The 24301-nt window shown below is 37.6% G+C and carries 19 protein-coding genes; 17 read left to right on the top strand and 2 right to left on the bottom strand.

Features of this window, described 5'->3' with window-relative positions; all coding sequences use genetic code 11:
* Positions 1 to 54 precede the first annotated feature (54 nt).
* The 14 genes from cax (at position 55) to COJ96_RS20645 (ending at position 17365) form a co-directional block, all read left to right on the top strand.
* Positions 55 to 1110, top strand: a complete 1056-nt coding sequence (gene cax / locus COJ96_RS20710) for a calcium/proton exchanger (protein WP_180230203.1) — start codon at positions 55 to 57, stop codon at positions 1108 to 1110.
* A gap of 389 nt (positions 1111 to 1499) precedes the next feature.
* Positions 1500 to 2117: a YczE/YyaS/YitT family protein gene (locus tag COJ96_RS20705; RefSeq protein ID WP_098575690.1), complete on the top strand. Its 618-nt coding sequence runs from the start codon at positions 1500 to 1502 to the stop codon at positions 2115 to 2117.
* A 126-nt stretch (positions 2118 to 2243) separates the two neighbouring features.
* The gene (locus COJ96_RS20700; RefSeq protein ID WP_373561737.1) at positions 2244 to 3014 is read left to right on the top strand and encodes a YfkD famly protein; all 771 of its coding nucleotides are present in this window, start codon (positions 2244 to 2246) and stop codon (positions 3012 to 3014) included.
* A gap of 123 nt (positions 3015 to 3137) precedes the next feature.
* Positions 3138 to 3335 carry an SE1561 family protein gene (locus COJ96_RS20695; protein WP_066251284.1) on the top strand — a complete coding sequence of 66 codons (198 nt, stop codon included), beginning with the start codon at positions 3138 to 3140 and terminating at the stop codon, positions 3333 to 3335.
* Positions 3336 to 3524: 189 nt separating this feature from the next.
* Entirely contained in the window at positions 3525 to 5069 is a 1545-nt protein-coding gene (locus tag COJ96_RS20690; protein WP_098575688.1) for a fumarate hydratase, read from the top strand.
* A 250-nt stretch (positions 5070 to 5319) separates the two neighbouring features.
* Positions 5320 to 6312 carry a nuclease-related domain-containing protein gene (locus COJ96_RS20685; protein ID WP_257148609.1) on the top strand — a complete coding sequence of 331 codons (993 nt, stop codon included), beginning with the start codon at positions 5320 to 5322 and terminating at the stop codon, positions 6310 to 6312.
* Positions 6313 to 6337: 25 nt separating this feature from the next.
* Positions 6338 to 7105: a delta-lactam-biosynthetic de-N-acetylase gene (gene pdaA, locus COJ96_RS20680; RefSeq protein ID WP_098575686.1), complete on the top strand. Its 768-nt coding sequence runs from the start codon at positions 6338 to 6340 to the stop codon at positions 7103 to 7105.
* Positions 7106 to 7232: 127 nt separating this feature from the next.
* Positions 7233 to 8615: a 23S rRNA (uracil(1939)-C(5))-methyltransferase RlmD gene (gene rlmD, locus COJ96_RS20675; RefSeq protein WP_098575685.1), complete on the top strand. Its 1383-nt coding sequence runs from the start codon at positions 7233 to 7235 to the stop codon at positions 8613 to 8615.
* Between the two features lie 508 nt (positions 8616 to 9123).
* Complete coding sequence (locus COJ96_RS20670; RefSeq protein WP_251459209.1) at positions 9124 to 10458, top strand: ABC transporter substrate-binding protein; 1335 nt, start codon at positions 9124 to 9126, stop codon at positions 10456 to 10458.
* Positions 10459 to 10548: 90 nt separating this feature from the next.
* On the top strand, positions 10549 to 11439 hold the full coding sequence (locus tag COJ96_RS20665) for a carbohydrate ABC transporter permease (RefSeq protein WP_251459207.1): 891 nt from the start codon (positions 10549 to 10551) through the stop codon (positions 11437 to 11439).
* 22 nt (positions 11440 to 11461) lie between these two features.
* Complete coding sequence (locus COJ96_RS20660; RefSeq protein WP_098575683.1) at positions 11462 to 12349, top strand: carbohydrate ABC transporter permease; 888 nt, start codon at positions 11462 to 11464, stop codon at positions 12347 to 12349.
* A 305-nt stretch (positions 12350 to 12654) separates the two neighbouring features.
* On the top strand, positions 12655 to 14001 hold the full coding sequence (locus COJ96_RS20655; protein ID WP_098575682.1) for a NosD domain-containing protein: 1347 nt from the start codon (positions 12655 to 12657) through the stop codon (positions 13999 to 14001).
* Positions 14002 to 14058: 57 nt separating this feature from the next.
* On the top strand, positions 14059 to 15807 hold the full coding sequence (locus tag COJ96_RS20650; RefSeq protein WP_098575681.1) for a cache domain-containing sensor histidine kinase: 1749 nt from the start codon (positions 14059 to 14061) through the stop codon (positions 15805 to 15807).
* Positions 15808 to 15820: 13 nt separating this feature from the next.
* Positions 15821 to 17365: a response regulator gene (locus COJ96_RS20645; protein ID WP_098575680.1), complete on the top strand. Its 1545-nt coding sequence runs from the start codon at positions 15821 to 15823 to the stop codon at positions 17363 to 17365.
* 573 nt (positions 17366 to 17938) lie between these two features.
* Here the strand turns inward: COJ96_RS20645 and COJ96_RS20640 are convergent.
* Complete coding sequence (locus COJ96_RS20640) at positions 17939 to 18955, bottom strand: extracellular catalytic domain type 1 short-chain-length polyhydroxyalkanoate depolymerase (RefSeq protein ID WP_180230202.1); 1017 nt, start codon at positions 18953 to 18955, stop codon at positions 17939 to 17941.
* Between the two features lie 64 nt (positions 18956 to 19019).
* On the opposite strand from COJ96_RS20640, the gene COJ96_RS20635 reads away from it, so the two are divergent.
* Positions 19020 to 19358, top strand: coding sequence for a DUF5655 domain-containing protein (locus COJ96_RS20635; RefSeq protein WP_098575678.1), 339 nt, complete (start codon positions 19020 to 19022; stop codon positions 19356 to 19358).
* 153 nt (positions 19359 to 19511) lie between these two features.
* On the opposite strand, the gene COJ96_RS20630 is transcribed toward COJ96_RS20635, so the two are convergent.
* A complete protein-coding gene (locus COJ96_RS20630) occupies positions 19512 to 22082 on the bottom strand; it encodes a substrate-binding domain-containing protein (protein WP_098575677.1) in 2571 nt (856 codons plus the stop codon).
* 256 nt (positions 22083 to 22338) lie between these two features.
* Here COJ96_RS20630 and COJ96_RS20625 point away from each other — a divergent pair, with 256 nt between their 5' ends.
* The gene (locus tag COJ96_RS20625; RefSeq protein ID WP_098575676.1) at positions 22339 to 23052 is read left to right on the top strand and encodes a LytR/AlgR family response regulator transcription factor; all 714 of its coding nucleotides are present in this window, start codon (positions 22339 to 22341) and stop codon (positions 23050 to 23052) included.
* A gap of 214 nt (positions 23053 to 23266) precedes the next feature.
* The gene (locus COJ96_RS20620) at positions 23267 to 24127 is read left to right on the top strand and encodes a substrate-binding domain-containing protein (protein ID WP_098575675.1); all 861 of its coding nucleotides are present in this window, start codon (positions 23267 to 23269) and stop codon (positions 24125 to 24127) included.
* Positions 24128 to 24301 lie beyond the last annotated feature (174 nt).

The raw sequence follows: 24301 nt of genomic DNA, 5'->3' as shown, positions 1-24301 counted from the left end.
AAAAGCCTAATAGAAAATATCCTCATTATATAAAAAGAATATGGAGGGAATACGGTGAACAGGATTTTTATGCTTATGACATTCATTGGAGTGCCGCTGTCCGTTATTGGCTCACTGTTGCATTGGTCAAATATTGTTTTATTTATTATCTACTGCTTAACAATCGTGGCACTTGCCAGTTATATGGGAAGGGCAACTGAAAGTCTAGCAATTGTTGCGGGGCCGCGGATTGGCGGACTGTTAAATGCAACCTTCGGAAATGCAGTCGAACTTATTATTTCAATCTTTTCGTTGAAAGCCGGGCTTGTTGGAATTGTTCTCGCCTCACTAACAGGTTCCGTGTTAGGAAACTTACTACTTGTGGCCGGGCTTTCGTTCTTTATAGGGGGCTTAAAATTTAAGCGTCAATCATTTAATGTCTACGATGCTAGGCATAATTCAGGGTTGTTGATGTTTGCGGTTATCATTGCTTTTGTTATCCCTGAAGTTTTTTCTATTAATATGAATGAGACAAAAACTCTTTCCTTAAGTATTGGGATTTCAGTCATTTTGATCATCCTTTATCTGGCCGCCTTATTTTTTAAGTTGGTTACCCATCGAGGCGTATACCAGCCTAGTACTGAAAAAGTCGCACATGAAGAAGAAGAACCAGAATGGGGAAAAGGGAGAGCCATTGCTGTTCTTTTCATTGCAACAATAGCAGTAGCTTACATTTCCGAGCGCCTAGTTCATACGTTTGAGTATGTAGGAGAAACACTTGGTTGGTCTGAATTGTTTATCGGTGTCATTATCGTGGCTATAGTAGGGAATGCAGCCGAACATGCATCTGCCATTGTCATGGCATTTAAAAACAAAATGGATATTGCCGTTGAAATTGCGATTGGTTCTACATTGCAGGTGGCCATGTTCGTATTACCTGTTCTTGTGCTTGTATCACTTTTCTTTGATACTACTATGCCACTGCTATTTAGCTGGCAAGAGCTAATTGCGATGGTGTCATCGGTACTCCTTATGATTGTTATCTCGAACGACGGTGAATCCAATTGGTTCGAAGGGTTAACACTACTCGCTGCCTATTTGATTATGGGAATTGGCTTCTACTTACTCTAGTTATTGTAAAAAATAAAGACTCTAAGCCCGGTGGCATAGAGTCTTTATTATTAAATTTAAGTTTCATTTCCATTCTTCAATGTACTGGGTTAATCGTCAAGCTTGGGCTATTATGATAAAATAACCATTTAGTAGGGTAAAAATCAATCGCTTTTCTTTGGGACATCAATCACCAACCTTCATGTTTATTTAGATACATGAACACGAGTGTTGAATCTCATATAAGACGGGAATCCCAACCTCCTTATGGATAATAAGTAATGGAAGCAGATTGATTACGGCCCTCCTTTGTTTATAAGTTAAGTATATTATAGTATTTAATTTTAATTTTGTAAATGTTCTGAATATTACAATTGTGTTACTTTTTTCTTAACTTTAAGGAGCGACTAATGAGACTATTAATTCGGTTTTTATTTTTCATTTTTGGACTTACTATTATGACTTTTGGTGTCTGTATGACCATTGAAGTGGCGGATATTGGTGTTGGTGCATGGGATGCTCTTAATGTCGCCTTAACTGAAAAGGTAGGTTTATCAGTAGGAAAATGGGTAATGATTGATGGGGCTTTTTTAGTCATAGTGGTCTCTCTCTTATTAAAGAAAAGACCTGATCTTCTTTCACTTCTAACGATAATAATCATAGGTTCATTAGTTGATTTTTGGTTAGGAACTGTTTTTGATTTATTTCAAGTCAATCAACTTATCCCTAAAATAATTATGCTATTAGTAGGAATCTTGATTATCGGATTTGGTGCAGCTATATACATTCAGGCAAAATTCCCTCAAAGCCCCATTGATAATTTTATGTTAGCCATTAAAGAACGTTTTCGAGTTAATTTAATGGTTGCCAAAACCATTGGGGAGATTACAGCATTGATCCCTGCCTTTTTACTACATGGACCTATTTCATACGGTACCATTATTATTACATTCACTGTTGGACCTGCGATTCAATTGTTCTTTCCATTTTTTGAAAAATTAATGTTGCGACTACAGATGAAATATTGAAATTACTTGCTGAGATGGATAAAAATAATCAACTCCGAAAAAACTATTAGCAGACTGATTATGCTATTAGTGAAAGGAGTTTAACTCGTGAAGAAAAATGTCACTATCCTGATGACACTGCTATTAATGTTAACTTTTATTCCCTCAGCCTTCGCACAAAAGGGTCAAGCGCAAAAAGTTTCGGTAAAATATCAGGTCCCAGCTTCGGTTCGAAATATTACTAAGGAGAATACCTATCCAAATTCGACACAGGATCTGCCATTACTACAACCAAGTGATTTAACTAAAAAGTTGATTAACTCATCAAAGGTAAAAATCGAAAACCCTGATCTAATCCGGATGCTAAATGAATCCAGTATCAATAGCACACCTTTTGCGATTGGCTATCGTGCCATCGTCTATTTAGGTCAGTGGCCCTTAAATTACGAATCATCGGAAACTTCTCCGAATTGGGAGTTTCAAAAAATAAACACCAATTATTTTGATAATCGTGGCGGCAAAGTCCCATATCAAATCAAGTATGTTCAGGAGTCGCAAAAGATTATCAGAGGCGGGCTGACTGCTAAAATTGCGAGTGCAGAAGCGGTGAAAAAAATGATGCTTTTAAAGGCAATGGAAAAAACACATCTTCCGCTTGCATTCGATACGATTATTGGCGCCGGCACGAAGAACGACCATATTTATAACATTCCACCGAATCGGTTGGGCTACTTATATGCCTATGCACCAGGTGTGAATGAAAAAGGTAAAGTAACCTACGGTGAAGTCTATTTAATGCTAAAGGGCAGCAAAAAGTTTATCGTAATTAAAAATGTCACCTCTCAAGGAATCGGTGCATGGATCCCGGTTCAAGATTATGTATCCTTTGGATTTGCAGCGTCAGAACGACCACGCTAAAAGCTGACTCCTGATTACAGGAGTCTTTTCTTTTTTAAAAAGTTGGGCAAAATATTATTAATCGATTGTCAAAGCAGCAATTTTTCGATAGGATGAGAACGTTAGCGAAAGGAGTGAAACAACTTGGGTAGTCCGATTGAAGATAAAAATACACAAGTGAATTTTTTAAAACAACGCTTAAACATGTTCATTGATGTCCTCGATGCCATTGATCCAGAAGATACGGATCTTGAAGATATTGACCGCTTAATTTCGATGTTAGATGATATGGAATCTAAATGCAGGGAATTTAATAACCGTGAAGTGAGTGAGTCTGTTTAACCAACAGGCTCTTTTTAATGGGATGAGAAAAGTGAATCCAATATTTACATGGGGATTTCCTCGATTATCCTGGCAGCGGTTGCAAGCTAATCCTTTAATTCTAATGGTTATAGGAGTATAATATAAGCGTGCAAAAAATTGTAAAATTGTGATATATTAATGGGGAACATGGGGAGAGGGGTACTCGAATTGAATATTTCTAAATTTCAAGAAAGCATGTACAAGCTAGTCGTTGAAACATCAACAAAACTTCCTAAGGACGTCCGCCGAGCTGTTAAACGGGCTAAGGAAAATGAAAATGCGGGTACAAGTGCCGCAATGAGCCTTGCGACAATCACAAATAATATCAAGATGGCAGACGATCAAGTGTCACCCATCTGTCAGGACACAGGTTTACCAACCTTTAAAATTAAAACGCCAGTAGGTGTGAATCAATTAGAAATTAAAGAAGCAATTCGTAATGCCATTGTGTTGGCAACGAAAGAAGGGAAGCTTCGCCCGAACTCAGTCGATTCCCTAACTGGTGAAAACAGTGGGGACAATCTTGGTGCAGGCGTGCCTGTTATCAAATTTGACCAATGGGAAAAAGATTATATCGACGTTCGTCTGATTTTAAAAGGCGGCGGTTGTGAAAATAAAAACATTCAATACAGCCTTCCATGTGAATTAGACGGATTAGGCCGTGCAGGGCGTGACCTTGATGGAATCCGTAAGTGCGTTATGCATTCCGTCTACCAGGCTCAAGGTCAAGGCTGCAGCGCTGGCTTTATCGGTGTTGGTATTGGCGGCGACCGTTCTTCTGGATACGATTTAGCGAAAGAACAGTTATTCCGTTCTGTGGAAGATGTGAACCCAAATGAAGACCTTCGTAAGTTAGAAGAGTATGTAATGGAGAATGCAAATAAATTAGGAATCGGCACAATGGGCTTCGGTGGTGAAGCCACCCTTTTAGGCTGTAAAGTGGGCGTCATGAACCGCATTCCTGCAAGTTTCTATGTATCTGTTGCCTACAATTGCTGGGCATTCCGTCGTTTAGGTGTGAGTGTAAACGCGGAGACTGGTGAAATCAACGAATGGATGTATCAAGACGGGGAATTCATTGATTTTGCTGAAAAAGAAGCAGCTGTGCAGGAAACAGCCGCTACATCTGAAGGGGTTATCTCCTTGGAGGCGCCAATATCTGAAGAACAAATCCGTTCTTTAAAAGTAGGCGATGTCGTTCAGATTAATGGGATGATGTACACTGGCCGTGATGCAATTCATAAGTATTTAAGCGATCATGACGCACCAGTGGATTTAAATGGACAAGTGATTTATCATTGCGGTCCGGTTATGTTGAAGGATGAAGCCGGTGCTTGGCATGTAAAGGCAGCAGGTCCAACAACAAGCATTCGTGAGGAACCTTATCAAGGTGATATCATGAAAAAATTCGGCATCCGAGCTGTTATCGGTAAAGGCGGTATGGGACCGAAGACGTTAGCTGCATTAGAAGAACATGGCGGGGTATACCTAAATGCAATTGGCGGAGCTGCACAATATTATGCAGATTGCATCAAATCAGTTGAAGGTGTCGATTTAATGCAATTTGGTATTCCAGAAGCAATGTGGCACCTTCGTATAGAGGGCTTCACAGCAGTAGTGACAATGGACTCACACGGAAACAGCCTGCACGCAGACGTGGATAAATCTTCATTAGAAAAGTTAGCGGCGTTTAAGGAGCCGGTTTTTAAATAGAGAGTTGTGGGATAGGCGCTCGGGTTGCGGGCGCTTATTTTTTTTATGAACTAAAAAAACGAGATGATTTTCAAATAATATCCAGCAAATGTCGTAAGTTTCGAAAAATAGATAAAAAGTAGTCCGATAATATGTCATAAGCGACGACCAGACACAAAAGTTTCATAACAAGTATAAAAAAAGACTAGGATTATCAAATATCTTGTTGAAGTTATACTAAAAATACAAAGGAGGATTTATCTTGATTGAAATGGAACTCGCACCCCCTAATTTCTTGCTTCAAGTGGAGGCTTTAGAAAGAAGGCTAGCAGAAAATCATAGAAAAATGCCAGAAATAAAGTCTAAAATACGAATTTTAAGGTCCGGATATAATGGAGAAAAAACATTAAAATACTATCTGGATCAAATTCCCGTACACAAGTACCATATTTTTTACGGTCTTCGTCTTCCTATAGGAAATACCTATTTCCAGATTGATGCTCTACTCCTTTCCCAAAAATTAATAATAATAATTGATGCAAAAAACCACTCAGGAATGCTACGATTTGAAAAAAAACAAATGATTCATGAATATGCAGACAACAGGGACATCTATGAGAATCCAGTAGCGCAAGTAAACCGCCATGAAATATTATTAAGACATTCATTTGAGTATGATAAAGTACCTCAGATTCCTATTGCAAACCTTGTTACTATTTGTAAACCCTCTACAGAAATAATTATCAATCAAGAATACGAAGAAGCAGAGCAAAAAGTCATAAGGGCCTATGATTTATTAAGGAAAGTAGATGAATTAGAAGAGGCCCACACAGGAAAAAAGCTAAATAAAAAGACCGTTTATCAAATCATTAATCTTTTATTATCGCAACACACACCTCAAAAAATTGATATCCTTAATTATTTTCAGGTTTCAGAAGACGAACTTATCTCGGGAGTCCAATGCCCAAGGTGTTTAAATATTCCTATGGATTATATAAGGTCGAAATGGATATGTCCTAAATGTTTATTATTTTCAAAAGATGCCTTCATTAATGGTATTAACGATTACTTTCTTCTGATCAAACCCTCATTTACCAATCATGAATTACGGAAATTTCTTAACATGCCTTCCTCTAGAACGACCGCATCCAATATACCTAAAAGAACTCTTTCCTATACAGGTATAAAAAGAGGACGAATCTACCACCAACCAACAATTCCTATTTTAACCAATCATGTTTTTCCACCTAATTACAAACACTAAAAAAAATAAAATAGGGGGAACATGGATGAAAAGATTATTGTGCATCTCTAGTATGCTGCTCTTATTTATACCGCAGAGTACATATGCGGCTGTATCCAATCAGCCGATCCATTGGGGCTTTAAAAAAGGGGTAAATGAACAGCCGGCAGAAGCAGGAGCTGAGCTTGATCAGTTAATTGAAAAATACGGTGCTTTTTATAAAAGTAACCCAGACTCAAAGACGTTATACTTAACTTTCGATAACGGTTATGAACAAGGATATACCCCTCAGATTCTTGATATTTTAAAGAAGGAAAAGGTACCTGCGACTTTTTTTGTGACAGGGCATTATTTGCTTTCGGCAGGGGATATAGTGAAAAGGATGGTCAAAGAAGGGCATATTGTCGGGAACCATTCGTGGCATCACCCGGACCTGACAACCGTAAGTGATCAAAGGATTCGTGAAGAGCTCGAAAAGGTCAGGGTCAAAACCAAAGAATTAACAGGGCAAAAAGAAATGAAATACCTTCGTCCGCCGCGGGGGGTATTTAGTGAAAGAACAATGCAGATTGCTAATGAAGAGGGCTATACACATGTATTCTGGTCACTCGCTTTCGTCGATTGGAATGTGAATTCGCAAAGAGGCTGGCAATATTCCTACGACAATATCATGAGGCAGGTCCATCCGGGCTGTATCTTACTATTACACACTGTTTCAAAAGATAACGCCGATGCTCTTGAAAAGGCAATTCAGGATCTAAAGAAAAAAGGCTACAAATTCAAAAGCCTTGATGATTTTCCGAAGAAAAAATAGATATATCACCCACAGAAACCGAATTTCTTTTTGGAATTCGGTTTTTCTGTGTGAATCATGCTATAATACGGGGAAATTAAAATGAAACGATCTATATGAATTTATGGAATATTATGGAGTGAAATAGATGAAAACTGATCAAAATATTAAAATTGAACTGAAGCAAACCTTTCCGCTTACGATTAAACGGCTCGGTATTAATGGGGAAGGTGTCGGTTATTATAAAAAACAGGTTGTTTTTGTGCCCGGTGCACTTCCCGGTGAAGAAGTGGTCGTAGAGGCGACGAAGATTAGCCCGAAATTTGCTGAAGCAAAAATCAAAAAAATTCGTATTAAATCCCCGCATCGTGTTCTGCCGCTGTGTCCGGTTTATGATCAATGTGGAGGATGTCAATTGCAGCACTTGAAATATGATCAACAGTTAAAGGAAAAACGTGATATCGTCATTCAATCACTAGAGCGCCATACCAAAGTAGACATTAGCAAACTGGATATCCGAGAAACGATTGGAATGGAAGACCCATGGAGATATCGAAACAAGAGCAGTTTTCAAGTGAAGGCAATGGATGGCAAGGTCCTTGCGGGGCTTTATGGCCTTAATTCCCATCAATTGATTAATATTGAGGAATGTGCTGTGCAGCACTCACAAACAAATGAAGCAACATCTGCGGTTAAACGGATTTTAGAGGAATTAAAAATTCCTATTTATAATGAAAAGTCCAGAAAAGGAATTGTTCGAACCATTGTTACTCGGGTTGGCATTCAAACAGGCGAACTACAAATAGTCCTAATCACAACTCAAAAAGAATTACCAAAAGTGGACATCATCATTCAGGAAATCCAAAAGCGTCTCCCGAATGTGAAATCAATTGTTCAGAACATCAATGGACAAAAAACCTCCCTTATTTTTGGTGAGGAAACACTTCCGTTAGCGGGTGAAGAGTTTATCCAAGAAACACTAGGAGACCTTCAATTTGAGCTTTCTGCAAGGACTTTCTTCCAATTAAACCCTGTTCAGACGGTTAAGCTTTATAATGAAGTGAAAAAAGCAGCTGCGCTGACTGGTCAAGAAAAAGTAGTAGATGCCTATTGTGGAGTGGGAACCATCGGGTTATGGCTCGCCGATCAGGCAGGAGAAGTTCGTGGAATGGATGTCATCCCAGAATCGATTGAGGACGCAAAGAAAAACGCAAAGCGGCATGGATTGACTAATACAAAATATGTACCTGGAAAGGCAGAAGAAGTCCTTCCTAAATGGGTCAAAAAGGGATGGAAGCCCGATGTCATTGTCGTCGATCCACCTAGAACAGGTCTTGAGGGGCAGTTAATCCAAACTATCCTCCAAGCAGAACCAAAAAAGCTCATTTACATCTCATGTAATCCTTCAACATTGGCGAAGGACATTCAAACGTTAAGTGCTAAATATGAAGTAAAATATATCCAGCCAGTGGACATGTTCCCGCATACGGCACATGTGGAGTGCTGTTCACTGCTGGTTTTAAAAAGGTAACCCAAAAATTAACTCTTCCGAACTAAAATAAACATTTTCCTGACTCCATACCAACCCGGGTTTGTTCCAATACGAATCCGGGCTTTTTTCAATATTTCTCTCAGGCAGCCATTCGGTTGCTTTTGCTCTTCGTGTTTCCTTTATCTCTTATGCCCTGTGCCTGTCACCTCATAAAAAAGTGGAACAATCTACTACTAATTATCCTGGGAAGTTTGTTATTGAAAAAGTTCTAAATATATATAACCTTTTCTAAAAAAGTTAGAATTTTATTAAAACCCCTTAATTATTACAATAAAAGTGTAAAGAGAGTTTACAAAAACGTTAGAGGGGGCAAAAGGAAATAAAAGATAATCATTTTTACTTCAAGAAATGAAACCGCTATCAAGTTTTTGAAAAAGAATAGAAACATTAGAGGAAAATTATCAATGAATGTATGGTAGCCTAATAGCCCATTAGGGGGATTACCATTTATTAAGAATGCAGTCAAAAATAAAGGAGGCTGGTTAAGGTGAAGAAAAAGGGAATCCTAACGGTAGTTTCATTACTTTTAGTATTATCTATCTTTTTATCGGGTTGTTCGGGAGAAAAAACAGGAAGTTCAGAAACAAAAGGTGATAATAAAACCATTACGGTCCTCGTTGAAGGGGGAAGCCCGGCCTTTAAGGTTGCAAAAGAAACAGCCGCAGAATTTAAACAGAAAACAGGCTACGAAGTTAAAATTGAATCCGTTCCATATACAGGAGTCTATGACAAACTTAAGGCAGAGGTAGCTTCACGGGCAGGGGCTTTCGATGTTGCAACCATCGATATACTTTGGTTTCCTGCTCTAGCTGGCGGACTTCTGCCATTAGAAGATCTCATGACAGATGACCTTAAAAATGATTTATTCCCAGGATTAGTAGAAGGCGGAAGTTATCAGAATAAGGTTTATGGAATGCCGGTATGGACGAACGCCAAAAATTTAATCTACCGTAAAGACCTTTTCGAAGATGAAAAGAATAAAGCCGATTTTAAAGCAAAGTATGGATATGATTTACATCCGCCAACAACATGGGATGAATATCGGGATGTAGCCAAGTTTTTTACTAGAGATACAGATAATGATAGAAAAGTAGATTTGTACGGAACTACGGTATTTGGTGCGAACAATGGGGATGCGGTAGCCAGCTGGCTGGATCATGCAGCCCAAGCAGGTGCGAAACCATTGGTTGTTGGTGATAATGGCAAAGTTCTTGTTAATACAAAACCGTATGTTGATTCCTTGCAATTTTTAGTTGACCTTTTGAAAAAAGATCAATCGGTTCCATCAGGTGCACTTGAAATGGCATCTGCAGAAACTTCTGAGCTATTTTGGAATGGAAAATCTGCCATGATGCTTGCTTGGGGTCACTTCTATGTCCCTTCAAATGACCCTAAACAATCAAAGGTAGCAGGAAAAGTTGGAAGTGCCCCAATGATTGGCGGCGGAGCAGGAATAGGTGCTGTCCCAGGTCCTTGGTACCAGGTTATCCCTAGTTCTTCCAAAAAACAAGAGATTGCCAAAGAGTATCTCAACTTCATCTATGAAAAGAATGAACTATTTATGAAATCATTGGGGGTAGCAGCGAGAAAATCCGTTTTTGAAAGTTATAGTACACAGCAGGGCTATGAACATTTGAAACCGCTTATGACGACATTAAGCGGACCACAAACGCAAAATCGACCTGCTATTAAGGAATGGCAAGAAATCGAAAGTGAAGCACTCATCCCAGCCGTGCAATATGCACTTTCTGGAGAAAAAACACCTCAAGAAGCACTAGATTGGGCAGCAGATGTAATCAAAGACTTATTGCCGCCACAATAAACTGAAACGTACTTAATAGAACCTCTTCATACAGATATCTAATCCATGAAGGGGTTCTAAAAAATATATTGATAGAAAGGAGCGGTTTTTTTGAGACTGAAAAATGGGGCATTATCGACGATCTTTTTCTTTCCTGCAGGGATCTTTATGTTGGTATTTCTGGTCTATCCAATCTTTCTTTTAATTAGAGACAGTTTTTATAAGATTGATATCATTAATCCTTCATTGCGAGAATTTGTTGGTTTTGCAAACTATACAAACTCGTTGACTTCCGAACGATTTTTAAAAGCGCTTTGGAACACAGTCGTTTATATAGGAGTAGCGGTGGGTTTCGAGTTTATCATCGGGCTTATCCTTGCTTTGCTTCTAAGCAATGCTTTTAAAGGAAGCCAATTTATTCGGACACTATTGTTAAGCCCGCTTATGCTGGCACCTTTAGTTACAGGAATCATTTGGAAATTTATGCTTAATGACCAATTCGGCATTATCAACTGGGGGCTTTATAAACTTGGAATACTTTCTGACCCGCATCAAATACTCTGGTTATCAGACTCCCGTTTTGCACTCTATTCTACGATTATTGCAGACATTTGGTTAACAACGCCTTTCATTATGCTCGTTCTATTAGCAGGTATTAAAGGAATCCCGATTAGTTTATATGAATCTGCTGAAATGGATGGGGCCAATAAATGGCATAAGTTCCGTTACATTACTTTCCCTTCTCTTATCCCAGTAGCAACAGTAGCATTATTAATTCGCATTATTGATGCTGCCAGAACATTCGATATTGTCTGGGTGCTTACGCAAGGGGGACCAGGTTTTTCTTCCGAATTGCTAAGTACATATATGTATAAGACATTGACCCGTTATGGAGAGGTTGGGCAGTCAAGCGCAATGGCAGTCATCTTTATCATCATTTTATTATTCCTAAGTTCTTTCTTTATTACAAAAATGTGGTCACCTAGGAGAAGACATTCATGATGATAGGAGAGGTGAAATAGAAATGGCCCATATACCATTAAAAGAAACGATTGCAGAAAAACCAGTTTGGTTTGCAACTTTACATGTTAAACATAAAATATGGACGCTGATTGTTTTGTTTACCACTTGCTTGCTGGCTTTATTATTCTTAGGTCCGTATATCTATCTATTATTAACATCATTGAAACCATCCACAGAGGCAGTTTCGGTGCCGCCGACTTTATGGCCCTCGCAATTTTCACTGGAAAATTATATAAAAATGTTTGATTACTTGCCTATAGGAAAATATTTTCTAAATAGCTTAATTACAGCGGGTGCCAGCACCATTTTAAGTGTGTTTTTTGGGGCCATGGCTGCATATGGAATTTCTAGATTTTCTTCCATAACAGGAAGCTACTTTTTGTTATTCACCTTAGTGATCAGAATGGTACCTATGATTAGTATTGCAATTCCTATGTATATGATTGTAAAAAGTATGGGCTTAATTGATACCCATTTTGCCTTAATATTGGTGTATACCAGCTTAAATGTTCCGTTTGCTATTTGGTTAATGATTGGTTTTTTTGACTCAGTTCCAAAAGAATTTGATGAAGCGGCCAGGGTGGATGGATGCAGCTGGATTGGAGCCTTTATCAGAATTATTCTTCCGGTGTCACTCCCTGGACTGGCAACGACAGCTATCTTTACTTTTATGTTAGCATGGAATGATTTCTTGTTCTCGCTACTCATGACCAGTACGAATGCCAAAACGGCAACAGTAGGGATTTCAGAATTTTTAACCGCTTATAATCTTGATTTAGGACCAATGACAGCTGCTGCCATCTCATTTAGTCTGCCTGTTATGATATTTTCTTTTTTCATACAGCGTTATATTGTAAGTGGCATGACTTTAGGAGCAGTAAAAGAATAACGACTTGATCTTGAATGAAAAAAAGGCAAATGGTGGAGTGAGGTAAAAGTATGTTTGATGATGGCAGAGAAGGCAAAAGCGAAACAAATAGCAAAAGATTGCATTAAACTTGTCAAAAATCTTTAAACTTACCTTAAATGATGGGAATAATATGAAAATGCTGATTTTTCTTGTCTAGTAATAATCCTTCTGAGCGAAAATAATCAGAAAAAGGAAAGTACGAATTCGTAAGGCTTTACTTCCAGCTATATCAAGGAATAAGTAGTTTATGCACAAACATACTAAATTGATAGGAGAATTTATTTATGGCTAGTAAAAATTATTACGACGTAACAGAGTGGTCTGTCGGTAATCCCTATGAGAATATTGGTGAGGTAATCAATAGCATTATAGCAGATATTAAAAGTAGGCAATCGGACGCTGATTTGAATAAAGGCGGAAAGCCGGGTGCGGTTATCTATATTCCACCGGGAGATTATCATCTTAGTAGTCAAGTAGTTATAGACATCAGTTATCTTAAAATTATGGGTTCTGGACACGGGTTTACATCTTCGAGTATTCGTTTTAATACTTCTGAGAATGAATGGGCGGATTTGCATGAATTGTGGCCGGGAGGAAGTCGCATACTCGTAGATATTCCCCTTGAAGTAAATGACGAGGAATATAAAGGAGCTGCATTTTATGTTGAACGAAGTGGAAATCCCCGAATAAGTTCAGTAGAGTTTTCTGACTTTTGTATTGATGGTTTGCATTTTATTGAAGATGGCTCAGGAGAAACAAATCCGGAGAACACATACACCAACGGGAAAACGGGAATTTATGTTGCAAGTGCTTGTGACTCATTTCGGATTACAGGCATGGGGTTGGTGTATTTAGAGCATGGAATTACTATTTATCATGCAGATGCACTGACTATACATGATAATTTCATAGCTGAATGTGGAAACTGTGTAGAGCTGCGAGGTTGGGGACAGGCTTCAAAAATAACCGATAACTTGATAGGAGCCGGTTTTAAAGGATATTCAATTTACGCTCAAAATTTTGGTGGACTTTTGATTACAGCGAATAATGTTTTTCCACGAGGTGCGAGCAGTATCTATTTTGATGGTGTGACTCGTTCTAGTATCACAAATAATAGACTTCATTCATTTTATCCAGGAATGGTGGTATTCAGGGGGAATTGTTCGGAAAATTTGGTTTCCTCAAATCACTTTTTACGTGACCATGAACCTTGGACTCCTTTTCTGGGAATAGACAATGGTTTAGATGATTTGTATGGTCTCCTCTATATCAGTGGCAATCATAATTCTGTAATTGCTAATCACTTTTCTGAAGTAATTAATACTCAGAACATCAAGCCGGTAGGTGCAACACCTGTAATCATACGTATTGTTTCGGGTAATGGAAATTATATTTCTAATAATCATGTTGTTGCCACGGAGGTTCATGCCAAGATAAGTGATTCTTGTTTCTCTGCGCAAGTAGAAGCTTTGTTAACTACCGAAGCATCAGAACCGCTTACCGTAACAACAGTATTGATAGAAAAAGAGTCGCTTCAAAATACGATTCTTGATTCGGGAAGTGATGTTCAGGTTGTTATGGATAAGACTGTAAATGTATTCAGAGCCACTCCCACGCCAGGTGCTTCCTAGTGCTATCACCAGAGTAAGCACAACCATGGACAAAATTCTTAAAGCTGGAGAAACATAATGACTAACCTAATGAGACTCATCGACTCTCCAATTAAGCGTAAAATTATCTTATTAGCTTTGTTTTCAGCCCTAATCCCTTTACTTGTTATTGGTCCTTTTACGTTCATTTATTTTAATAAAGTAATAGAAAATAAAGTATCTTCCACGATTGATAACTTCTTAACTATTGTCGATTGGAATATTAACTCATTTGGAAGCAATGTAGAGAATCTATCTAATGACATTTTTCTTTCGGATGAAATTCAGGACTATTTATTCTATAAAAAAACAGATGCAAAGTTATACAGGTTGGAGACGTCATCTCTAGAAAACTTGAATAATATAACGGTGGTAAACAATCCCTATATTAATGCCATCTACGTTGGGAATGAAAATCACGGCTTTTTGAAAGTAAACCGCGGGGAACAAAATTTGAAGAATGATATCTATCAAACGATAAAAAAGTCCAATATCTATCCGCGTTTACTCCATAGCGAATGGCAGGGTGAATGGTTAAATGGAAGTAATACAAAACTTGTTAAAGGTGCTAACCAATCTTTACTATACGGAAGAAATATTCGAGATCTTGGAACGAAGGAACAAATGGGGCTGGTTCTGATTGATCTTGATCCAGCGTATTTTGATAATATGTTTAAAAATAGTAACCCTCCAGGCGATATTTTAATACTGGATGGGGATAAAATTTTGTTCTCTAGCAATCATAGTTTCTCTTCATCTCAGGTAGCCAAAATCATTCAAAGTCGTGAGAAAAGCGGAACCATTAAAAAAGTAATGAATGGAACGCAATATTTCTTTAATTATCATACAAACAAAAAAACAAATTGGGATGTTGTTAGTATTATCCCCTATGAAAATATTGTTCGTGAGGTCAATCAACTTCGATTAGTAACGATTTCTTTATTAGTGATGGCATTAATGTTCTCCTTAATTATTGCCTTATTTATTACCAGGAGAATTACAAATCAGTTAAGTTTGCTGCGCATGGTTACTGAAAAAATGGAAAAACGAGAGACTGTAGTAGGTATTCATTTTAATAATGAGGATGAACTTGGAGAAATCGGGAACAAGATTGTTCACCTTTATAATTGGAATAATGATTTAACTAAAAGGTTATATAAATCACAGATTAAGGAAAAGGAAGCAGAGCTATTAGCCTTGCAAAGCCACATTAATCCACATTTTTTATATAACACATTGAACACTATTTATTGGATGGCAGAGAAAGTAAAAGCGAAACAAATAGCAAAAATTGCGATTAATTTGTCAAAAATATTTAGACTTACCTTAAATGATGGAAGTCATATTACCTCCGTAAAGAATGAAATGGATCAAGTAAAGAGTTATATGGATATCCAAAATATTCGTTTTGACCAAAAAATCCACTACACAATTACGATTGAACCTGAAATCATGGAAGAAAGTATCATTAAATTGCTGTTACAGCCCATTGTAGAAAACTCTGTTTACCATGGGTTAGAACATCAGGAAAGCGGAACCATCATGATTGAAGGCATGAAGGTCGCAGATGGTCTACTTTTCATTATTCGTGATACAGGAAAAGGATTTGACATGAATGAAGTAGATATTAACAAAAAGGGCTATGCTTTGAAAAATATTAATGAACGATTGAAACTTTATTATGGAAAAGAATATGGATTAAAGATTAAGAGTGAAATAGGAAATGGAACTACCGTTTATCTTAAGGTTGGCCTAAAGAACGACGGAATTACTCATAACAATCTTTAAGGAGTTATCAATTATGTATAAACTTTTAATTGTTGATGATGAAAAAATTGTAATTGAAGGCTTAAAATCAGCCACTAACTGGAAGGATCATCACATTGAAATTGTAGGATCTGCCTTAGACGGAGAAGAAGCACTTAAAGAAATCATGAATAAAAAGCCTGATATTGTGTTAGTAGATATAAGAATGCCTAAATTAAATGGATTGGATTTAATTCAAGAGACAAAGGCTCTTAATCTTGATGCTGTTTTTATCATTATAAGCGGTTATTCAAAGTTTGATTACGCCAAAAGGGCTATTCAACTCGAGGCCATCGACTATCTAGTTAAACCTATTGAAGTAGAAGAAATTGTTCATTCTATTAAAAATGCCATTTTAAAACTAGAAAAAATAAAAAATGAAAAACAAGCAACTGAGCGGATGAATGAATATCAAATGGCTTTAGAAGAAAAGCGTGTCCTTGATTACATTTTAGGCCAAAGATTTGTTGTACCGGTAAATGACCAAAAGCTACAAAGTTTTTCTTTTTTAAACATCGGATTGAGGGGGGTTGACTGGGATGATTCAAATGCCACTGAAAAAATTCAAGCTTCCTTAGAGTGTTTAAAAAGCCTATTGGAAAACAGGAAGATACAGAACTTTGTCTATACGATTGATAGTGAAATCGTCATCATGATTTCAAACGCTGGTTCAGAGCTAGGGAATGACTTGGTTCAGGATCTTGTGTCATTGCTTTTTCATGAAATGAACATAAGACCGATGGTTGGAGTAAGTAATATCTATGTAACTATTTCGGGCATAAAGAAAGCCTATAGTGAAGCAAAAGAAGCGTTGAAAAATGGTATATTTTCAAACCAGTTAATAACCTATTATAAAGAATTAGAAACGTTCAATCATTCCTTTGGTAATCGTATTATTGAAAAAATTGATACATTTTTTAATGGAAAAGGCCCAGACCTTCTTAGCAACATGAATCTTTTCATGGACCAAGTTTTTCTCGATTGCCAAAAGAGTAGCCTCCCCCCAGAAAAAACAAAATACGTCTGTTTTAAAATCGTTAATCATTTCTTGGAATATATCGAAAGTGAATATGAAATAAATAAAAGCGGCGGCGAACGATACTTAGTTTACCAAGAATTAAATCAACTACAGTCTTTTGAAGAAATCAGAGTTTGGCTAGAACAATTTATTGGGCAATCCACTGCTAATTTAAATGAAAATCACGTGTCATATAATGAAAAAATAATCATCGATTTAAAAAGTTTCATTAATGCTAATTATAAAGAACCCATTGTTTTAGATGATTTAGGCAAGCTATTCCATAAGAACCCTGCCTACCTTTGTAACTTGTTTTCTAAGGCAGTTGGCAGCACCATCTTTGAATATATTACAAAGGTCAGATTAAATAATGCCAAAAAACTGTTAAGAACCACCAATTTAAAGGTATCCGAGATTTGTAAACAGGTAGGCTACGAAAATCAAAAATACTTTAATCAAGTATTCAAGAAAAATATCGGAACAACCCCAGGTCTCTATCGTTCACAGCACATACTAAAGTAAATGTTGGATGAGAGTAATTTGTTGGGGGAGAACACATGAATTTATGTGCTCGGACGAGTGTTATTTAGAGTACCCGCTTGAATCAATGTGCGAAATGGAGAATAATTCAATTAAGCTCCTGGAGGCGATTGGTAAATGAATAGACAAAGGATGAATCTTCGAATTATCTTCACAGAAATAGTAGCGAGACTTATTTTCTGAGTTCTCTATATATGCAATGTTTTTATATCCTTCTCCTTTCCTTCTAAAGTGGTCTGCCTCCTAGAGTGCCAGACCACTTCGTAGCTTAGTCATACGGAACTAGGCTATTTTATTAAACAAAAAGCACCACAAATACGGTGCAAATTTATATACATAATATTGTACATTTTGAACATATTCGGATGAACATACAAAAGCGTAAAGGTCCTGCGTCTTTTTTACATTTAGCATTCGATATGCAACGTTTGATTTCATTACGTTGATCCAATTACTCATCAACTTCGTGAAGCAGTAAAGCCTTGCGAGTTTAATCGGGTGGCATTCGAGGATGTGGTTGGAGTAGGTGGACTTAAGAGAATAAGATGAATAGTTTTATCCTCTTTTCTTAAAAAGCTTTGTAAAAAGGTCACGAAAAAAGTTCTTTTTAGGTGTTTCGACCAGATTATCAACAGTGTGCTGATGGTGTTTGGTGAAAAAATTCCAAATGATTTCTGTTGCATTTGGCCCTAATGGGTCGGTATATGAACCATTTAAGCTCCCGCCAGACCATGCGTGCCCCATTTGATCGATTATCCATAGTTCCATTAAAAGTTCACCGCCCCCATCACTGTATACATGTTTAGTACAACTTTTTCCATTGATAAGGTCTGATTTGACCTGGTGAGGTGTAATATCAGCTCTTCCACTACCACCTTCTACAAGAAAATTAGTTTGTGCCCACTGTATGATAACCTGTTGTCCATTAATGGGATGTACAACTGTATCGCAGATACCATGGAAAACAATAACAGGCATTTTCTTCTTGAACTTTCCCATTTCCTGAAAGGCGCTGTTACCACATGCATAGGGGTCAGAAACGCCTTTTTGCATGCTTTCTTTAGCAGCCTTAGCCATTGGATCGGTTAGAAAAAATACATTCGCAGCATCATAGGGAAGTCCCGCACACACTCCGATACCGCTAAATACATCTGGATAGGTAACTCCAAGAATGCAAGCAAGTGCCGCACCTGCAGATAAACCAACTGCGTACACCTTACTTGAATCAATGCGGTATGTACCTTTAATCTGATTAATGATCGCATTAATTAACTTGGGATGTCCCTCTCCACGGTGCTGATTTTTATCCAAAAACCAGTTCCAGCAGCCAAAAGGGTTATAAGCAGCCGGATTCGAAGGATTAAACAGGTGATTCATGTCAGGATAGAGTACGAGAAAGTTTTCTTTTTCAGCAAGCTCGTTCATATTTGTTCCAGCAGCAAAATCATCCGGATCTTGTTCACATCCATGAAGCATCACCATCAAAGGAGTATCTTTTTCCGCTTGATATTCGCTCGGAACATAAAGTTTGTACCTAAAACCCTGATATGAAAAATTTAGAAATTCCCCCAACTTTATCAACCCTCCTTAACTAAAACTACATGTTTCCATTATACTTCTACTAGGAGATGGTGATATGTCAGAAGATGAATTATTCTCAAATAAGGAATCTAATGTTTATGAAATATATTCAAAAATACTCGATTTATTGAAAGAAATTGGACCTTTTGAAATTGAGTTTAAAAAGACTTCTATACATCTTTTGAATAAATCTGCCTTCGGAGGAGTTCATCCAAAAAAGAAATGGTTAGATTTTAATTTAGTAACAAACCATCAAATTGAACACGAGAAGATTACTAAAATTGAACAAGTTTCAAAAAACAGATTTCACAATAACTTTAGATTTCATAGTGAAGACGAACTAAATCAAGAGTTTTTAGTTCTTTTAAAAGAATCATATCAATTAATGAGTTAATTAGAAAAAGGATAATGAAAAAAACATTGGAATATCAGATATTCTTTCATCGAATGGGCTTTCCTCATCACAGTTTAAACTATACAGAAAAAAATTAGGGAAAGAGGTGTAACGATGAATTAGCATACTCATTCCCTGTTTATATCACGGTCATCAAAGAATATTTAAGTACCCATTTAATTCTGAGGGATCTTGGTTATACACAAGTTTCCATGCCTCAAGGAGAGTTTCTTTCGTTACTTTTAGTGCCGGTACAGCTACATAAGCCGGTGCTGGTTTGCCGAGCAGTGCATAACCGGCCAGGATCGCCTCGGCCACTCCTTGATGGTAAGGCATCTGCGAACCCGAGCCCTTGATAAGTTCATCTTTAGCAATTTCTATAGCGGTATTGGTACTCAAATCGATTGTCGTAATAACTAAATCATGTTTTCCTAGGGCACGGGCTGAGTCCATAGCACCTTCCGCTACCAAATCCCATACAACAAAGATTCCCTTCAAGTCGAGGTGTTGAGAAATCATAGCGTCTGTAAGCTCTTTCCCATCATTCGGACTAGTGAAACCGCTGCGGACTACGATTTGAATGTCAGGATAACTTTCTCTAATCGTTTTTTCAAAAGCCATTAATCTTTGTTTCGTTACAAAAAAATCAGCATCGTAGTATATGACCCCAATCTTGCCTTTAAAACCTATTTTCTCTGCCATAATGTCGGCTGCATAAGACCCGTTTCCATAATTGTCGGCTGAAACGACGCTTACATAATCCTTACCCGCTTCCAACCCGTATGGTGTATTGTCCATAAAAACCAGCTTCACACCTGATTGAGCTGCGGTTTGAAAGGCACCCGCAGTTGATAACGGATCGATTGGAAGACTAACAATAATATCCGGTTTTTTTGCTAATATCTCTTGAATGTCTGCAACTTGCTTTTCCCAGTTCAGTTCGGCATCAGTTACAGCCACGACCCTAATCCCCATTTTATTAAAAGTTGTCTTCAATCCTTCAATTTGTGCTCTTGCCCAATTATTCCCGGTATAGTGCATGGCAATAGCAGCTGTATAGTTCTTTTCTCTTAGCTTTTTTAAATCTTTCATAGACAACTGCAATGTCTTGGCAGATACCGCTTCCTCTCCATTTGGTCCGGTACTTAAAATTTTATGTTCGGGTATATTTTGATTAATTGTACTAGTTAAAGTTTCGTAAATAGTTGTTAAGAACTCCTTTACATTAATAGGTTTTGTCAGATAATTATCAAACCCCTTGCCTAATGTCTGCTGGATGTCCTGAGGCATGGCATTGGCACTGACAGCAATAATCGCTATATCCTTCGTGTCTTCATCCTGTTTTATAAGGTCAAACACCTCATAGCCATGCATATCTGGGAGGTTAAGATCTAGTAGAATTAAATCTACTTTTTCAGTCCTAGCCAGTGCTAATCCTTCTTTTCCGGAACGAGCAGTTAAGATCGTATAGGATGGCTGGGATTTCAGGATGTTCTTCACAAGGTGTAAGTTAGATTCATTATCTTCCACATATAGCAAACCATAGTGATCTGACTCAGGATTCTTTGTTGGTAAATCCATCACTTCTTCCCCCCATTTCATCGCGGTCGTTAAATCATGGGGAAGGGGGAGGCTAAAGCGAAAATCGCTGCCGATTCCTTTTTGGCTCGTTACACTAATTTTTCCACTCATAAGTTGGACAAGTTGCTTTACTAAAGACAATCCAATGCCCGTACCTTCCTCTTGTGTCCCTTCAATCCGATAGAATGGGACAAACACTTTCTGATATTCTTCCACTGAAAGCCCGACTCCTGTATCCGCGATATGAATAACAGCCTCGTTTTGTTTCATATAAGAGAAAATCATGACTTTGCCGTCTTCCCGGTTATATTTGATGGCATTATCGAGAAGATTAAGAAGGATTTGTTTCAGGCGAATCGGATCGGCAAGAACGGTTACGGTTTCCGAATGGTCCATTTGATTATGAATTGTAATTCCTTTTTTCATGGCAAGCGGCAGCACGATATGGATACATTCATTGATAATGGTCAGCAGATCTACCTCTTCAATTGAAACTTTTAATTGGCCCGTATCGATTCTGGATAAATCTAAAATATCATTAATTAAGCTTAATAGATGCTTCCCTCCGCTTAAGATCTCTTGGACAAAGTCCTGCTGCTCCTCATTTAGGGTTTCATCTATTTCTAATAGCTGGGCAAAACCAAGGATTCCGTTCAAAGGGGTCCGGAGTTCATGACTCATTTTGGAAAGAAAGTCTGATTTGGTTAGGTTTGCTTTTTCCGCCGCTTCTTTAGCCTGAATGATTGTTTGTTCCATCTTTTTTCGTTCGGTAATATCCGATATGGTCACTAGTGCGGCTTGTTCCCCGTCATTATGTAATTTAAGTGGTTTTGAAGTAATGGAAAGCCATTTAGTCCCATTATTTCGATCGCTTACTCCCAAGACATAATCATGGAAAGGAATCCCCTGTTCGAGGGTGATGATTCCAGGTAATTCTGAATAGGGCAGGGAGGATCCGTCTTCTTTTACATAATCTAATTTGCTTACATTTGCTTCCGTTAATAAATCGGATTTAATACCAAGTACTTTTTCAACATTTTCATTAAGCGCAATGATTCTTCCCGACTTTTTATGAATAATGACGCATTCAGACATGGTTTGTAAAACTTCTTTATATAAATTTTCGTTAGGGGTGATTTCCATTGTTATACCCTGCCTTCCGAAAGAATAGTCATGGATTTTCCTGAAGCCATAGCTTTAGTATAGTCCACGGTAATTCTTCTTTAAAACTGCAAAAAACCACCATACCTATTTAATCATAAAATACTTCCTATCCTGCTTAAACTGCCTTATACTGAGAGTAGTTAGTTTGACAGCGATTTCAAATAGTAATTTGTTAGCTATTAATTTTTATATTAATGTTCCACTTAAATAGAAGCTTTTAATATGAGGTGATCTTTTGAGAGTTTTAATTGCAGAGGACCATGCACCATCGAGAAAACTATTGAAGCATCTCATTAAACCTTTGCAGAGTTATGAAATGGTTGGAGAAGCCGTTAATGGTGAGGATTTAATTTGCAAGGTGACGATAGAAAAGCCAGACATCATTTTGGTAGATATTAATATGCCATTGTTGAATGGGATGGAAGCGGTGAAATCTTGTAAAAAAGTAGTTCCGTCATTGCAAGTTATCTTTATCACCGGGCATGATGAGTTTGCCTTAGAAGCCTTTAGTGTAAATGCAATCGATTACATTGTCAAACCCATTGACCGTGACCGTCTTTATGCAGCGTTAGGACGAGCAGCTGCACTTGCTAAGACTCCAGCAGAAAGCGAGCGCCCAACCGTTAAGAAGGATTTAATGGTTAAACAGTCCAATCAGTTTTCTTTTATCCCGTTAGACGACATTATTTTTATTGAACGCGCGGACCGAAAGGCCGTCATCCATACAATTGATCAAAAAGTAGAGGTAAATGAGGCGCTAACGAATCTTGAAGAACTCCTTGATTCCCGTTTTGTAGCCTCCCATCGTTCCTATATTATTAATTTGCAATATTTAAAGAGGATTGAAACGACAGGGCAAACGTACAAAGCATATTTTAAAAATTATGAGGAGACAGCAAAAGTTTCCAAGAATAAGTTAGCAGAATTACAAAAAAATAAATCGTTGTGAGGTCCGATAAACTCGGACCTCAATTTTTTTGTTTTTTTTTAAAATTTATGATTTTATTGTTCGAATGAACGATGATTGTGTCTAAAAGGATAGAAAACGATTTCAGTTGAAAAAAAACCTTGTCGGAAGATGATTAGACGACAATTTTGTAATCGATTACAATTCAAATATAGAAACAAGAAAGGACAAATTACAAAGATGGTAGGGATTGTAGATGTTAGCAAAGAAGGAAATAGTTTCTGCTAAAACCATTCTAGTTGTTGTGCCTGACATTACAAATCCGTTTTTTTCAAAAGTGTTTAGGGGAATTGAAGCAGTAGCGGTTACAAATGGATATCAAGTTATACTCGGCGATACAGACAATGATCTGGAAAGAGAAAAGTGGTTTTTAAACCTTTTGCATCAAAAAAAAGCAGATGGAATCGCTTTATTAACTGCCCAAACGGATGCAGCAACCGTTGAAGAGGCGGCCCAAAAATTTCCGTTGGTCCTTGCGTGTGAGTATATGGAAGGTTCCAACATCACAACTGTTTCGATTGATAACATAAGCGGTGCCAGAAATGCAACGGAATATTTAATCGATTTGGGACACGAAAGAATTGGCTGCATTATTGGACCTCTCAATAGTGTCTTGAACCGAGACCGTCTCAAAGGATTTTATCAAGCAATGTCAAGCAACAACCTTATCGTGGATCCTGTGTTAGTCCAGGAAGGTGATTTCTCTTTTGAAAGCGGTTTTAACCTTATGATGAAGTTTTTTGCCATTGGTCAACTCCCATCTGCGATTTTCGCTGCCAATGATGAAATGGCAATGGGAGTCATTAAAGCCATTAAATCTAAGGGACTTAAGGTGCCAGAGGATATTTCGGTTCTCGGTTTTGATAATCTGAAATTCTCGTCCATATTCGAACCAGGTCTGACAACGATTGCCCAGCCCGCGTTTGAAATTGGTGAGAAAGTGGCGGAAGTACTATTGAAGCTCATCAACAAAGAGGAAATCAAACACGAGCAAATGTTTTTAGCTAACCAGTTGATTGTAAGACAGTCTTGTCAGCAGTATGTGAAAAATTTTTAGAAAAAAATGTAATCTATTACATTTTTTGAAGCCCATAGAAGCCTGGTTTTATAACTTAAATGAATGTAATCCATTACTAGTAATATTCTATTAAGCTTACATTTATGAAAAGGGGGTGGTGCCACACTTATAGATTGTAAGGTGGTACCGACAAATAAAGAGCTTCAACTAAAT

The sequence above is a fragment of the Bacillus sp. AFS073361 genome, from assembly GCF_002567005.1.
Classification (GTDB): domain Bacteria; phylum Bacillota; class Bacilli; order Bacillales; family Cytobacillaceae; genus Neobacillus.
This window is presented reverse-complemented; position numbering and strand designations above follow the sequence as displayed.